Origin of the sequence: Shewanella inventionis (assembly GCF_019931735.1) — a bacterium.
Classification (GTDB): Bacteria; Pseudomonadota; Gammaproteobacteria; order Enterobacterales; family Shewanellaceae; genus Shewanella; species Shewanella inventionis.
Genome location: NZ_CP082926.1, coordinates 4,488,688 through 4,502,824 on the forward strand (window position 1 = coordinate 4,488,688; position 14,137 = coordinate 4,502,824).

18 protein-coding genes and 3 pseudogenes are annotated in these 14,137 nt (G+C 40.3%); 4 read left to right on the forward strand and 17 right to left on the reverse strand.

The features are described 5' to 3' along the window. Window positions 1–72 precede the first annotated feature (72 nt). Window positions 73–876 (forward strand): hypothetical protein, encoded by an 804-nt coding sequence (locus K8B83_RS20145; RefSeq protein ID WP_188738942.1) that lies wholly within the window; start codon window positions 73–75, stop codon window positions 874–876. Here the strand turns inward: K8B83_RS20145 and K8B83_RS20150 are convergent, their stop codons facing one another. Beyond that, window positions 877–1,947 (reverse strand): GGDEF domain-containing protein, encoded by a 1,071-nt coding sequence (locus tag K8B83_RS20150; RefSeq protein WP_188738943.1) that lies wholly within the window; start codon window positions 1,945–1,947, stop codon window positions 877–879. A gap of 315 nt (window positions 1,948–2,262) precedes the next feature. Here K8B83_RS20150 and K8B83_RS20155 point away from each other — a divergent pair, with 315 nt between their 5' ends. From K8B83_RS20155 to K8B83_RS20165, 3 genes and pseudogenes are all read left to right on the forward strand, one after another. Next, on the forward strand, window positions 2,263–2,514 hold the full coding sequence (locus K8B83_RS20155) for a hypothetical protein (protein WP_188738944.1): 252 nt from the start codon (window positions 2,263–2,265) through the stop codon (window positions 2,512–2,514). Window positions 2,515–2,803: 289 nt separating this feature from the next. Continuing rightward, the gene (locus K8B83_RS20160; RefSeq protein ID WP_188738945.1) at window positions 2,804–3,295 is read left to right on the forward strand and encodes a DUF1097 domain-containing protein; all 492 of its coding nucleotides are present in this window, start codon (window positions 2,804–2,806) and stop codon (window positions 3,293–3,295) included. Between the two features lie 155 nt (window positions 3,296–3,450). Then, window positions 3,451–3,627, forward strand: a pseudogene (locus K8B83_RS20165) (transposase domain-containing protein); the annotation flags it as partial. A 30-nt stretch (window positions 3,628–3,657) separates the two neighbouring features. Here K8B83_RS20165 and K8B83_RS20170 read toward each other — a convergent pair. The 16 genes and pseudogenes from K8B83_RS20170 to K8B83_RS20245 form a co-directional block, all read right to left on the reverse strand. Further along, a complete protein-coding gene (locus tag K8B83_RS20170) occupies window positions 3,658–3,957 on the reverse strand; it encodes a type II toxin-antitoxin system RelE/ParE family toxin (RefSeq protein ID WP_188738946.1) in 300 nt (99 codons plus the stop codon). Beyond that, entirely contained in the window at window positions 3,945–4,202 is a 258-nt protein-coding gene (locus K8B83_RS20175) for a type II toxin-antitoxin system Phd/YefM family antitoxin (protein WP_188738947.1), read from the reverse strand. Before K8B83_RS20175 ends, K8B83_RS20170 begins: the two co-directional genes overlap by 13 nt. Before the next feature lie 344 nt (window positions 4,203–4,546). Continuing rightward, window positions 4,547–4,717, reverse strand: a complete 171-nt coding sequence (locus K8B83_RS20180; protein ID WP_188738948.1) for a hypothetical protein — start codon at window positions 4,715–4,717, stop codon at window positions 4,547–4,549. Window positions 4,718–4,899: 182 nt separating this feature from the next. Next, the gene (locus K8B83_RS20185; protein WP_188738949.1) at window positions 4,900–5,877 is read right to left on the reverse strand and encodes a transposase; all 978 of its coding nucleotides are present in this window, start codon (window positions 5,875–5,877) and stop codon (window positions 4,900–4,902) included. An 88-nt stretch (window positions 5,878–5,965) separates the two neighbouring features. After that, window positions 5,966–6,184 (reverse strand): annotated as a pseudogene (locus K8B83_RS20190) (transposase); the annotation flags it as partial. 203 nt (window positions 6,185–6,387) lie between these two features. Further along, the gene (ltrA, locus tag K8B83_RS20195) at window positions 6,388–7,725 is read right to left on the reverse strand and encodes a group II intron reverse transcriptase/maturase (RefSeq protein ID WP_223418768.1); all 1,338 of its coding nucleotides are present in this window, start codon (window positions 7,723–7,725) and stop codon (window positions 6,388–6,390) included. Window positions 7,726–8,237: 512 nt separating this feature from the next. Beyond that, window positions 8,238–8,477: pseudogene (locus K8B83_RS20200) on the reverse strand (transposase); the annotation flags it as partial. Window positions 8,478–8,556: 79 nt separating this feature from the next. Further along, window positions 8,557–8,928 carry a hypothetical protein gene (locus K8B83_RS20205; protein WP_188738950.1) on the reverse strand — a complete coding sequence of 124 codons (372 nt, stop codon included), beginning with the start codon at window positions 8,926–8,928 and terminating at the stop codon, window positions 8,557–8,559. 93 nt (window positions 8,929–9,021) lie between these two features. Further along, window positions 9,022–9,432 carry a hypothetical protein gene (locus tag K8B83_RS20210; protein ID WP_188738951.1) on the reverse strand — a complete coding sequence of 137 codons (411 nt, stop codon included), beginning with the start codon at window positions 9,430–9,432 and terminating at the stop codon, window positions 9,022–9,024. Window positions 9,433–9,517: 85 nt separating this feature from the next. Next, the gene (locus K8B83_RS20215) at window positions 9,518–10,144 is read right to left on the reverse strand and encodes an SLATT domain-containing protein (RefSeq protein WP_188738952.1); all 627 of its coding nucleotides are present in this window, start codon (window positions 10,142–10,144) and stop codon (window positions 9,518–9,520) included. Window positions 10,145–10,258: 114 nt separating this feature from the next. Beyond that, window positions 10,259–10,882 carry an SMI1/KNR4 family protein gene (locus tag K8B83_RS20220; RefSeq protein ID WP_188738953.1) on the reverse strand — a complete coding sequence of 208 codons (624 nt, stop codon included), beginning with the start codon at window positions 10,880–10,882 and terminating at the stop codon, window positions 10,259–10,261. A 188-nt stretch (window positions 10,883–11,070) separates the two neighbouring features. After that, a complete protein-coding gene (locus K8B83_RS20225; RefSeq protein ID WP_223418769.1) occupies window positions 11,071–11,289 on the reverse strand; it encodes a hypothetical protein in 219 nt (72 codons plus the stop codon). 142 nt (window positions 11,290–11,431) lie between these two features. Beyond that, on the reverse strand, window positions 11,432–12,058 hold the full coding sequence (locus tag K8B83_RS20230) for a DUF3885 domain-containing protein (protein ID WP_188741266.1): 627 nt from the start codon (window positions 12,056–12,058) through the stop codon (window positions 11,432–11,434). Between the two features lie 580 nt (window positions 12,059–12,638). Next, a complete protein-coding gene (locus K8B83_RS20235) occupies window positions 12,639–13,052 on the reverse strand; it encodes a hypothetical protein (protein WP_188741265.1) in 414 nt (137 codons plus the stop codon). Window positions 13,053–13,140: 88 nt separating this feature from the next. Then, window positions 13,141–13,602 (reverse strand): hypothetical protein, encoded by a 462-nt coding sequence (locus tag K8B83_RS20240; protein ID WP_223418770.1) that lies wholly within the window; start codon window positions 13,600–13,602, stop codon window positions 13,141–13,143. Between the two features lie 171 nt (window positions 13,603–13,773). Next, complete coding sequence (locus tag K8B83_RS20245) at window positions 13,774–13,992, reverse strand: hypothetical protein (RefSeq protein ID WP_223418769.1); 219 nt, start codon at window positions 13,990–13,992, stop codon at window positions 13,774–13,776. Window positions 13,993–14,137: the final 145 nt, after the last annotated feature.

Here is a 14,137-nt window from a genome sequence, read left to right on the forward strand (position 1 = left end):
TCACTTGAACTTTACTTTCTATTAACAATCAAAAGTTGCAAGGATTAATTAACACAACACTGACGACGCGAAATGACTTGCTTTGAAACCAGTCAAGAAGGTACTAACAGACACCTTAATACACTTGATCAACAGCACTTATCTAAACCATTGATCTACGCGTTAGTCATGCATGGCATACTCATTGTTTTAATTGGCTGGTTTTGGCAAAAAGACGCTAAACAAAAAATGGCGGAGCTCACTCCGCCACTTAAACACACCACAATAAAAAGCTACCTGATAACCTCGAAACAATACCAATTACAACTAAACAAAAATGAGTCGCTATTACCTGCAAAACCCATCCAAGCTGTACCCGAACAAACTCAAGCACCAACCGCCAAAAAACCAGATTTAAAAGCCCCAATACTAGCAACCACAACCCCAATTTCTCCCCAGAGCAAGCCACAACAGACTCAAGCTAGCAATCAGGTTAACCAAACTGTATCTACCCATACTGTACAAAGTGCCAAAACACTGAAACAAGCAGCGAGCAAGTACATTCAACAGCAAAATAATCAACAATTTGAGCAGCTAATTGGTTCGCAAAATGCACTACAAAATAACCCCATTGGCACAATGAGCGAGATGGATGCTGAATTAGACTTTATTGAGTTAATACCCAAAGTAGATACAAGCCAACCCCATACCTTGGATCATAAATTAGACCCAAACCGCATCGTTAAACAAGGCGATTATTGTTACAGAGTCGTCGACCTTGCAACCCAAGTTAACCCCCATGGTTGGGGATTAGGGTTTGCAGAGTTTTGTGGTGAAGATAAGCAAAAACAACAGCTCACTGAAGCCATTAATAATAGAGTAAGCAAGGTGAAATAGTCAGACACCTACCACCGATACATCATCATGGCTGTTTGCGGAACACTCATCTGAGTTCATCACGACTTTATTTCGTCCGGTCATTTTAGCTTGATACAAACGTTCGTCAGCGGTTTTATATATTTGTGAAAACGGGCTGCCATCTTCAGGCCAGCGAGACACACCAATGCTAATGCTCAAATTAATATAGTGACCATTAATAACGCTAATTTGGTCAATCGTTTCGCGCAAACGTTCTGCTATGTGGCCTGCCTGTTGCAAGCTCGTATCAGACACCAACATACAAAACTCCTCACCGCCCAACCGAAAAGCCCAGTCATTTTGGCGGCGAGCCTGGTTGAGTATTCGCGACACCTCAACAAGCACTTTATCCCCAACATCATGACCATACTGATCATTGACTCGTTTAAAATGGTCAAGATCAAGCAATAACAAAGCCACTGACTTTTGCTGCTCAGGTAAACTGTCACACAGTCTTTCAAAAATAGAATCTAACAATAAACGATTATTTAGCCCGGTTAATGGGTCAAGCGAAGCCATTTTTTGTAGTCTTGCGACAGCCTCGGCTCGCTTATATTCATAACTAAAAGATAGCGCCCAAATAGCGGACAAGCACAGTACAATATTAGCAATGGTAATAGGGTAAATCTCTGCTATATCAAATATTAATGCATAAACCAAAATGCCAATACCGCCCGTCACATATACACAGGTATATAAAGTACCAAACTTTATCCCCAACAAAAGATAAGACAATACCGGGACAATAAACAACCAGGTGAACAATGCAGAATTAAAAGAAGCGCTATATATGCCAATCAAAATCACGCTATACAGGGCAAATAAAAACACCAAACACCACAAAGTAAGGTTTGGTGTTGTTTTATGAATAATAAGAATACCGATGCATAAACAGACTACCGCTAATTCAACCATAGCGTACACTTTAAAACCGCTAAACCAGTTATTAACTACAAAAATAGCGCCCGCTACAATGATAACGATTAACACGGCTTTTAATACTGTGCGTCGATACTCGAGTTCGCTAGCCCATAAATTAGAAATGGCCATTTATGATGTGTTCCTGTAATACAATAACAGTGACCGACATGCTCAGTGGCCAAATAATTGAGAAAGAGTAATATTGTGATTTACAGAGTAGACCAATCAATAACAATTTGCTTAATATTAAAAGGTTACGCCTAAAAAATAAGATTCAACTGGCAACATGTCATTTCAAATAGTCGGTTAAACCTTAGTCATTTCGTCGTATCTGCATTCTCATAATCTTATGAATATTAACCTAAATCCATGTCAAGAACATGGTGCTATCTATTGTAAAATCATTGCAAAAACATTGTATTAACTTGTGGGTAAAGGCTTAAAATGGCAAAACCAAACAAAAAAGGTCCAACTCGAACAGTCGATATTTTCTGCTCTAAATGCAAAACATGCCTGTTTAAGTATCGAAAAGGAGGCAAAGGAGCCTTAATCAAATGCTTCAAAGAACGCATAGCTGAAGATTACACACAACTAAGCTGCACTTGCCCTCAATGCTACCAAGTCTTTGCCCGAGAAACATTGATTCGAGGAACCCCAGCACTAAAAATAGTGGGCGGTAAAGTTACTTTTCACTAGGGCTTATCTTTGTTTATTTTCATCAACATAGCTAAACACGCTCTGGTATGGAAACATTAGCAGTATCTTGAGTATTTAAAAACACACACTCTAACCACAGAAAATCAACGTACTGAGTATAAACAACAAGCATCGCATTGAAATTATTATAAATATCTTCTTCACAGTTCATTAGCTATTACGATTATTTGCGAACTGGATCCCTTTTTATAAAACTAAGCTGCATAAATTGCGCTTATTGTGCTAAATTTAGAACTCAGAGTTTTAAATATTTATATCGAGAGACACCATGGCACATCGTTGGCAAATTGCAATTTCTGCGGGATTATTGGCATCTGTTTGGGCAGGTATTGCCGATGTACTTCATCTTGTTACTTGGGTCGGCTTTTTAGGCTGTAGCACCTTTTTTGCTCAAACTGAAACGGGCGTTAAAGGGATGCTCATGGCAATGACCACTAACCTTTCAGGCGTTTTTTGGGGATGGTTAATTATTGCAGGCAGCAGTGCACTGGGGTCACCAATCATTAGTTATGCATTAACCGGCATTGTTACCGCTTTTATGTGCTTACAAGCTAGTAACAAAAACTTTGCGTTTATTCCTGGAACATTTATTGGTTGCTGTATCACCTTTGCACTTAATGCTGATCTCGCCGCTATTATTCCGCCGTTGATGATTGGTGCCATATTAGGCTACAGCATGAGCTTACTAACCAGTCTGCTCATAAACTTCACAGGCAAAACAGCTGCATCGATAAAAGATGATGCCGTGAAAGAAATGTAACCACTGCTTTAGGGCACAAATAACCTCATATTACCTAAGCCGATGAACATATCGGCTTTTTCTTTATACGGCTAAAACCTTTCCACCCATTTTTTAATTAAAGGCTAGTTGAGTGTTTACTATTAAACCGGCAGGTTGGGTGGCCATGTTATATTGTCAATGGTGCGCATGCCAGTGCGAATTTATACAGTTTAGTGATGACCTGTCACGCCAACGATATAAGTCCATATTACTACTTCAGACACTTGTTTACCGAGTTACCCAAGCGCCTTCCTACCGATGATTTGACCGATTTAATACCGTGGAATGTTGATCTGAGCAATTTGGATTAACGGTTCACTGCTTCATTTACCGTTTACTATTTAACTCTGTATTAGAAACCTACGAAGGTCTCGCTCTTGCCGCATGACATGTAATATATAAACCTTATCACTATCCACTTTATAGAAAATACGACAAGGATTTACGTTAATCTCACGATAATTTAAGTTAATTAACTCTGGTGATCTTTTACCCGATTCGGGGTGGCTTTCTAACCTGGATATTTTATCAAATACTTTTTGAGTCAATTTTTTAGCTGCTTGAATATTACTTAAAGCGATGTATTCCGCTATATCATTTAAATCATCGAGAGCTGGCGACGTCCATACTACTTCAGCCATTTGCTCAATTTCGCTTTTGCTTCTTGATTTGAGAATGTATTACCATTTTTTATTGCTTGCTCACCCCGTGCTACACCTTCAAGAATAGCCATTCTCTGTTGCATGAACTCATAATCTTCCACATCAACTAAATAAGCAGATGGTTGACCATGTTCAGTAATTAATACGGGTTCTTTGGAAGTGTGGAGATCCGCTAAAATTTTAGTAGCTTGACGTTTAAGCGTCGTAACAAGTTCAACTCTCATGATAACTCCAATATATGTAATTAAATAATGTATCACAATAGTATCACATAAACTCGAGGTTACAACTATACGGCTAACGAGCCTGTAGAATTACTCGTTTTTAAACTCATTTTGATTAATGAATAAACAATATCTGAGTTTATATTTTGATTCAATTATTTAGTGGTGTTTAGATTATTATTTAGCATGCAGTTTTGTTGGTTTTTTAGTGCGCTTTAGGGGGTGTTGAGGCGGGTTTGTAGCGTTTTTTGAGGTAAAAAGGGCTTACCCCTTCTTAGTGCATCGCTTGTTGCAGCTTTTCTAAACGAGAAAAACGAAGCCACCCATTTCTTGTAAGCGAAAAACTAAGCCACCCATTTCTTGAACAAAAAGCGAAAAACTAAGCCACCCATTTCTTGAACAAAAACGAGAAAAACGAAGCCACCCATTTCTTGAACGAAAAACAAAGCCACCCATTTCTTGAAACGAGCGAAGCCGAGAAAAACGAAGCCACCCATTTCTTGAACAAATAACATAACTCGTTTTCATGGCTTTGGCGAGGGTTACGAACGATGTGATCAACTCATCAATTTTTATCGATATGGCTAAAACATTATCGTTAAATGAGTGATTTATTCATCATTTGCAGAATTCAACACAGCAGAGGACCTTGATATCAATCAAGCATAAGAATTGTAATTTGATTGGGGATGATGACTTAAGCGCACAACCAGCGCTGACAATTTGCAGCGCCTTGTCGTCGTTTTCGCTCTAAATGCTCACAGTATTCAGTTAAGGCAGGTAGTGCACCTACAGCACCTTTAAATAATGCACCAAATTCAGTGGTGATTTTAAGCCAATTTTCCGCGGGGATGTTGAGTCTATTCAGTATGTCCTGGCTACTTGAGCTAATGGCGCCACGCTTATCATCTCGAATGATACGACCGGTATCTTCAACTAAGACGATGTAGTCTTTCACGCTGAACATAAGCCCATTAGGCATGTTTAAGCGCTCATTACCCACAAACGGTAATAACTCAGGTGGTTGCTCACCTTTCATTGCTGAATTGATACGTCTTTGAATACTGGTGTAATCTGAGGTTTCAGGGGTTGCAGCCATTTTGGCTCTGACTGGGTTTAAATCCACATAAGCCATACAGGCTAATACCGCGGCTTCATCAAGCAGTGCTTGAGACTTAAAGCGACCTTCCCAGAAGCGACCTGTACATTTATCTTCTTTGTTGGCCATTCTGGCGATGGGCTCACTGAGTGAGCGCATAAACCAACTGATATCAATTAAGCGCTTACGGTATTCGGTAATGCATTCATTAACCGTTTGAAGTTCAAACTGGTTAAGGTCTTCCTCTTTTAGGAACTTGTGCGTGAGTAACGTACCTTTAAAGCCCTTGTGCCATTGAATTAGCACTTCTTTATCTGACCACTTTTTTGCTTTGTCAGCATCAACTTTTATAACCACATGTAAGTGATTGCTCATCACGGCATAAGCACAGATATCAATAGCAAAAATGGTCGCTAATTCAAGAATGCGGGAATCGACCCACTCGCGCCGATGCTCAAAGTTCTCACCTGTTGAATTATCAATTCCACAAAGAAATGCCTTACGCACCACACGCGAACAACAGTGGTAGTAAGGCGTATCTTCCAGGCTCACGATTGTCTGTCTTGGTCTGGCCATCTTTAATTACCGTTTGGAAAGGGTAAGTTAAGCCTAGTTCACCGTTCATTATTTCGCAAACTATTGTGGGTGGCCATGTCTATTATTCGTGTAAGTGATTGCTCATCACGGCATAAGCACAGATATCAATAGCAAAAATGGTCGCTAATTCAAGAATGCGGGAATCGACCCACTCGCGCCGATGCTCAAAGTTCTCACCTGTTGAATTATCAATTCCACAAAGAAATGCCTTACGCACCACACGCGAACAACAGTGGTAGTAAGGCGTATCTTCCAGGCTCACGATTGTCTGTCTTGGTCTGGCCATCTTTAATTACCGTTTGGAAAGGGTAAGTTAAGCCTAGTTCACCGTTCATTGTTTCGCCAATTATTGTGGGTGGCCATGTTTACTCTTTCGCCAATTATTGATCGCCGTAAAGCCCTAACTTAATTGAGTTTTAATACATTTAAGTCAGGCCTCCGGCACAGATCCGTACGTGCGCTACTAACGCATACGGCTCCTACATCGAGTCAAAGATGAAAGCGTTGATTCGGATACGGGTGTCTTACTCTGGTGTGTGGGCTGAACTGGTTTATCCATCTCTGCATCTTGTACCAGTTGAAATTTCTTCCTTTCTGGCTTCGACGTCTCAAGGCTTTTAACCAAGCTCGACCTACGCAAGTTCGCAATAATTGAATACTCGTTTGATTGCCTGGAATTGCAAAATAGTTGTAGTAGCCCGTTAATACTTTTCTGACCCAAGACCCCATTTCATACAAAGGCTTGTGTCTGTGCTGCATTAACGCCTCACTGATCTGCTTAATTTTACTCTTTAGCTTCTTCTTTATCGATTCTCGCATCAACTTGAAATTACCGTTGTCCCTGCGGATCGCACAAATATGAGTAAAGCCCAGAAAATTAAACGTCTCTGGTTTCTTTTCCCCTCTTTGCTGACGATTCGAAATCGCAAAACGGCCAAATTCTATCAGCTGCGTTTTGTCGATATTGAGGCTAAGTTTGAATTTCCCAAGGCGCATATCTAATGCTCGTCTTAGCCTTCTTCCATCGTCTTGATATTGAAAGCCAACGACGAAATCATCTGCGTATCGTATAATGTAAACCTCACCGCGTGCATGTCGCTGGCGCCATTGGTGGACCCATAAATCCAACGCATAGTGCAGGTAGATATTGGCCAGTAGCGGCGAAATAACAGCCCCTTGTGGCATACCTACTCGACTTTTATGTTGGGTGTGACCATCCATTACGCCCGCTTTCAGCCAACTTTTTATCAGTTGAAGTACCCGCTTATCTGCCACTCTATGAGCAACGAAACGCAGCAGCCATTCATGATCAATTGCATCGAAGAACCCTTTCAAATCAGCATCTAGCACCCAACTAACCTTCTTATGTGAAATCGCCATATAAACGGCATCCAATGCCTGATGCTGATTTCTATTCGGTCTAAAACCGTAGCTAAAACCCACAAAATCAGTTTCATATATCGGTGTTAACACCAGCACTACTGCCTGTTGGACTATCTTGTCCTCCAGAGCAGTTATGCCTATTGGTCGTTGTTCGCCATTGCCTTTAGGGAGCCATAGCCGTTTCACTGGCTGCGGCTTATATTTTCCCGTATGAAGGCGTTCATGCAGTGCCATTAATTTCGGCTTAAGCTGCGTTGCATACTCGTACCAACCCACATTATCGACCCCTTTGGCCGCTTGTCTATTAAGCTTAGTAAATGCCTCATACAGCAGTGCGGGGGTGATGTGATGTAGTAGGTTATTGAATTGCAGATGTTTATCTTGTTTCGCTACCTTCCCTAATCTCTCCAAACGAGAGGGTACAGTTTCCATGCTCTGTGTCATGGCATACTCCTGTTGAAGTGATTTCCTCTCTGTCCGTCCCCTTCGCTCCACCTGCTCCGCCAAGGGCGCTAACCCCTATTGTTCGCTGGCTTCTTCACTACTATGAGACGGTCTGACTTCCACATCATTATCATCATCGGCTTCGTCATTTGACTTCCCGATAACTTGTCTACCCAGTTATCCTGTAGACAATAATGTGGATCTCCCGAGTTCCGCATAAAAGACATCACCACATGCACAAGGTCTATGACTGCGAAGAGTCAAGCCGTGACTTGCATAGCGTCTACGGCTTATTTTGCCTTCCCCTTCACCCAACAAGGTCAGCACTCTTAAGTTTTGATTTCGCAGCTCAATACTCGGCCTATGGGTTCCCCTGTCAACGCTTAACTCAACACCTTACGATGCAAAGCCCATGACTCGGGGTCTTGGCTGCCTGCTAGGCACTACCAAGCAGAGGACTTTCACCTCCAATCTTCTACCGATTTATCTCGGCGCACTGGGTGGCCATGTTTACTTTTTACTTTTATAACCACATGTAAGTGATTGCTCATCACGGCATAAGCACAGATATCAATGGCAAAGATGGTCGCTAACTCAAGAATGCGGGAATCGACCCACTCGCGCCGATGCTCAAAGTTCTCACCTGTTGAATTATCAATTCCACAAAGAAATGCCTTACGCACCACACGAGAACAGCAGTGGTAGTAAGGTGTATCTTCCAGGCTAACGATAGTTTGTCTTGGTCTGGCCATCTTTAATTACCGTTTGGAAAGGGTAAGTTAAGCCTAGTTCACCGTTCATTGTTTCGCCAATTATTGTGGGTGGCCATGTTTACTTTTTTCTTGTTATACGGTATTTTGCAAATACACCAATGAGCAAAGCCAAGCCGCCGACAACTGAAATGACCCCAAATTGAATGATTGCCACTGCCTCGCCGACTACTAATTTAGGGTCTTTGTGCCCGTAATTGTAATAATAGTGTGCGAAAAAAATAACCTGACTAATCAATGCGCCAGCAACAAAAGATAGAAGTAATGAAAGTGTTTTTGGTCTATTGGCTTGCGTTGCTGCTAGAACTCCGCTGATACAGCCAAAAAGACCAACGATCACCAGCGACATAACTATGTTGCCTTCTTTGGTGAAGTTGTAAGTTGCTGGCAAGCATACAAGCCCAGCGATTGATGTAATAGCGTATGGTTTCATGCCGTATAACGCTTTAATGAGGGGCGGCGAAAGCGCAGCTTTTGACGTCCTGGGTGACCGAAGGGAACCCCTTGCTCGATTAACTTGTTAGCCTTATTTGGCACGGTGAAAAACAGCCCCGTTAATACCTGCTCTTTGGCCACAATTTATTGCCTTACAGTGATTGCCTTCGTCAATAAGAACAACTGAGTTATCAAGAACAATCACAGAAAGAGAACAGAATACGTTCTTTTCATTTATCTGTTCAACGCGACTATATATATAAGTTTCATTATTTCTCGATGTAGCGATACCCGTCATGTGACATTGGTGATAATTTCCTCCAATAGTTCTAAACCAAAACTTTAATTGCTCAGGCGTTCTTTCTCCGAGAATCAACTCGCCACCATATGGGTCTGTGTACTTGGTGGATTCTCCCGAAAAAATAGGTATTGAGATTACATCTGCATTGGCAGCGTTTAGTAAAATTGCTAAGAAAATAAGATAAAAGACCTTTGATATCACGATACTTCCCTATGAGGCTAACGTTTGGTTAAGGGGCGGGCTTTAGCCCGTCCCAGTGAGCGGAGCGAACGATTTGAACCAGTTGTTATGAGGTTTTTATTATGTCGCCGAACCAAACCCAGCAAAGTACCCAGCCGAGGATGCCAATTACAAAGAAATACGACATGAAATCTAAGGCGTAAGCCCAGTAAACATGAAGTTTTGCAATGCACCAGTCCATTCCTTTAATAGTGTAGTTTTCAGGCATTTCTAGTTTTGCGCGAGTGTAGTCGCCGCGGAAATCATTGTTTGAATGGGTCTCGAATAGCTTGAGAATTCCATGATATTCAACTAGGAAACCTGCGTATGCTTCTTGATTGTGATCTTTTTCTAAGTGTGGATGTATTCTTTGCTTGAGCTCACCAAGTTTTGATGCGCATGAATACATTTTTTCAGATAAGCTTGAATAGTCATTTTTATCAATCAGTAGTGAATATACAAGCACGGCAACCGCTGAAAATACCTGAATCAAGCCTATTAATTTACTTTGGATATTATTCCCAAGTTCGTAGGCTTGCATTAACGATATTAGAATCAGTCCGAGCGATATTAATACAACAGTGTATGTTGCAAGCTTGCTATGAAGTTTAAGTCGCCTGGATGCATGAAATCTGGTTTTAGATGTTGCATCTACTTTTTTATAAAGATTATTGAAGCTTTCTTCCTTCTTCAAGCCATACTCCTTGCTTGGTTCTCATAACGCCCTGTTAACAGGCAAAAAATTGTTGGCTAAAATAGTGACGAAGGAACAAAAGCCAACAATTTTTTGTCCTTGTTTAACAGCTTGTTAGCTGCAATTATGGCCAGGCACATTTTGCCAAGTAGGCGAACTAAACCAATTGCCAGGATCAATTTCACTTTCTGGTTGAAGCCAATGTACACCATCCTCTAGCGCATCCTCTTGAAGAGAATATTTACCTGAAAGTAAATCAGATGTGAATTTATCAATATAATTTTCTACTGAGTCAGCAAGTTTGAGAGCTACATTATGCTCATAGTCTATTAAAATTACTTGCCCATAAGTACCATTAATGTCGGGGTCGAGATCTACGCATATTAAACAGGTACCCGAATCATCACCAATAGGAACCCTTAACTTTCCAAAGCTATAACCTGCTTTGATACCATCATCTGAATAGTTTAAATTAGTTTTATCATTAGATAGTTCAAATTTGGTAATTTGACTAATTGTTTGCTCTATTGAAATGAATGGCATGCCGTACGCAAAATTAGCAAACATATCTGGATTTATTCCATTATATGTTTGATATAAAGTCCAAAAGCTTTCAGGTAAGTTTTTACCTACTAAAATCTCCAGTTCATTAATTTTATCTGTCGATGCAGGTTCTTGAAGCGCCTCTACAATTTTAGGTGCATGATTCGATAACCATTCCGTTGCTTTTTCTAACATATATACTCTCCAGTTGAACCCAAATCTATTGCCGCTAACGCCTCCTACAGAGGCGAACGAAGATAGTCCTATGGTAGGACTTGTTATACAAACCTGCACAACAGCGTGTAGGTTTAATTTAAATAGGAGAAATATAATGGGAACAAATACACCAGTAGTAACAATACCCACTGATTTAGTGGATCAGATTAGAGACCAAAACCCTGTAATGTATCAGAATATACTTCTTGAAGCTCAGAAATATCAAGAGAACAATCCGGATAATTAAAATTAGCTTTTGCTATTATGTGTCCATTTTCTATAGTAACTTCGTCAAACGACATACCATCTTCATATCGGCTGTTATTCTTTAAGTGCATATTGAATAAGTTTTTAAGTAGATTAGTGTCAGTTGTTTGTATTTTCATTTTGAAACTCCATGTTTCATTGTAGGTTAATTGGGTTGTATAACGCCAAGCTCATGCGTTTTGCGAACTTGACCGATTTTTTTGCGCTTTTGCTCTTAAGGCAAAAAGCGGGCGAGTTTGCAAAATCGCTTGAAGTGCCTTGTTAAAGGGCAATTCGGAATGCTGCATCCATTGCTTCTTTATCATACTCCAATAAATAATGATTGAACGTATTGTATAAATTCAACAAAATAGGTTTGTTATTACCAATAACATCCATTCCTCTGTCATCATACGGAAACACCATTATTTCTCGATCAAGGTCGAACAAATACATAATTGCACTAGGGTTAGGTTCAATATAACCAAAGTCTGTAGCCAACGCACACCAAAGAACGTTACTCAAATCATTTTTAGAAATATTAAAAGCAATGTAATGCCACAAACTATTTTCGTAGTCTTCATCGCCTTCCCATTCAGGATCAAATTCTGTCCAGTGTTCTTTGGTCGTATTAGAATAAACACCTGCGATCTTTAGCGCTTTGATGGTCGATAAAACTGATAATAAAGATTTCTCACCTCCCACCTTAAGGCAGACTTGAATCGATTCACTTCCATTAAAAAGGTGCTCGCATATTTCAAGCGCTTTGCGGTGAGCCGTTAAAAATTGTGTTAAAAAATGTCCACCTTCTGATAATTCAAAGCGCAAACCATCTTCGTATGCATAAAATAGAGGTCTTTCAAACGCTCGATCATTGAATATAGATTGAATACGATCTCTGATGCTCATATTTGCCCTTTAACGCCCGCATAACGGGCAAAAATACGTAGGCTATAATGCCAAGCGAAGCGCAGGGAGCCTACGTGTTTTTGTCCCTAGCGAGCGAAGCGAGTGTTAATGCGTTTGTTAGAGCGAATCACCCGTGATGTACATTCCACCAATGACCAAAGCCCACAATAGCGCGAGTATTACGCCTATATGAATAAGGTGAAGTAACTTAGTGCCTCTATGAGCATACAGACTGTACACAGCAGATATGAGTGGAACTCCACAGAGCACTGTATACCACTGCATGTGATCGAAGCTACTCAATTTTAAATGGCTTATTGAAAAGGCAAGACCAAATACAAGTAAGACTAGAATTCCATGAGCACTTACAATAAGTCGTTTGATGAGATTTAAACTTCGATTAGTTCGCCAGTAAACAATTGATGCGAGAGCACAGAAGCTCACGTAACCAAAAAGCATCAAACTCTCAATTAAATTACTCACGATATCAATCTAGCTCTAACGCCCCGCACAGGGGCAGACAAATAAGCGCAGCGTTTTGGCTGTCCCAGCGACCAACGGGAGCGATTGCTGCGGCTTGTTAAATGTTTTTCTTCCAAACATGCAAATTCCCGTTTGTGAACAATCCTGAGTCGAAGGAATAGATGCTATCTACAACTTCGTTTAAGTCTACAAAGCTTAGGCTACACTTAAATGGGAGCTTCCCGTGTGCTCTGCTTGCTGCGCAAATACGGAATTGCCCTGCCTCCTGATCTAGCCATGCATAGAAAACCATACTTGACCTAGGGCTCTTTCGTCCATACAGGTTAGAGCAGCCTTCAATAAACTCAACGACAGAGATTTTACCCCATTCATTGAGTAGCTCTTCATTGAACCCAAATGTAACTAGGTTGGCTCGAGCTTCTTCATTTATATCTTCAGAAGAAACTACTTCAACTTCATCTTCCAGCTCTTCGAGCCATTGTTTCAAAGTACTATGCATGGGTTTATACATTTAACGCCTCAAACAGAGGCTTAAAATTGTTTGCTAAAATGTTGAGGCACGAAACAGCAAACTGTTTTAAGTCCTTTGCTTTGCCTTGTTAGCTATCAAAGTCAAATGACTTCGTAATCATAGGTTGAAAACGCCAACCCCACATACAAGTATCATTAGCTCTGAAAGTCACCGAACCAGTTAACTTTTGATTATCACTGTCTTTCAATACCACAACATAATTCACTAAACCGTATGGCTCAGTTTCATCTAATTGAACATTTGCATCAATAATTTCCGGATTATTGAATTTACTTAGATCAGTGAACTTAGTTAGCTGTTCATAAACAGCTTCCACAGTTGACAAAGGAGTTCTTTCTGCAATATCAGAGCATAGAAGCTCATGCGCTTTTTTAAAGTCTTTCTGTATTAAGTATAAATCAACAAACTCATGTGCCTTCGCCTTTGTATTCTCTATTGAGGACTCAAAAAAGGCTTTTGCATCAAACTCTTCGGCTATTGACTGTATACTAAATAAAAAAGTTAATAACAATATGGCTGATAATTTCACAACTCTATCCTTGATAGCTAACGCCTCCTACAGAGGCGAACGAAGATAGTCCTATGGTAGGACTTGTTATACAAACCTGCACAACAGCGTGTAGGTTTAATTTAAATAGGAGAAATATAATGGGAACAAATACACCAGTAGTAACAATACCCACTGATTTAGTGGATCAGATTAGAGACCAAAACCCTGTAATGTATCAGAATATACTTCTTGAAGCTCAGAAATATCAAGAGAACAATCCGGATAATTAAAATTAGCTTTTGCTATTATGTGTCCATTTTCTATAGTAACTTCGTCAAACGACATACCATCTTCATATCGGCTGTTATTCTTTAAGTGCATATTGAATAAGTTTTTAAGTAGATTAGTGTCAGTTGTTTGTATTTTCATTTTGAAACTCCATGTTTCATTGTAGGTTAATTGGGTTGTATAACGCCCAATTAAGGGGTGAGCAACGCTACCACCCAACCTAAAGCACTGTTCCGTAACCACTAAAAATGAAGTAGAAGCAAAAATGCCAAGCGTTGGGAATCCC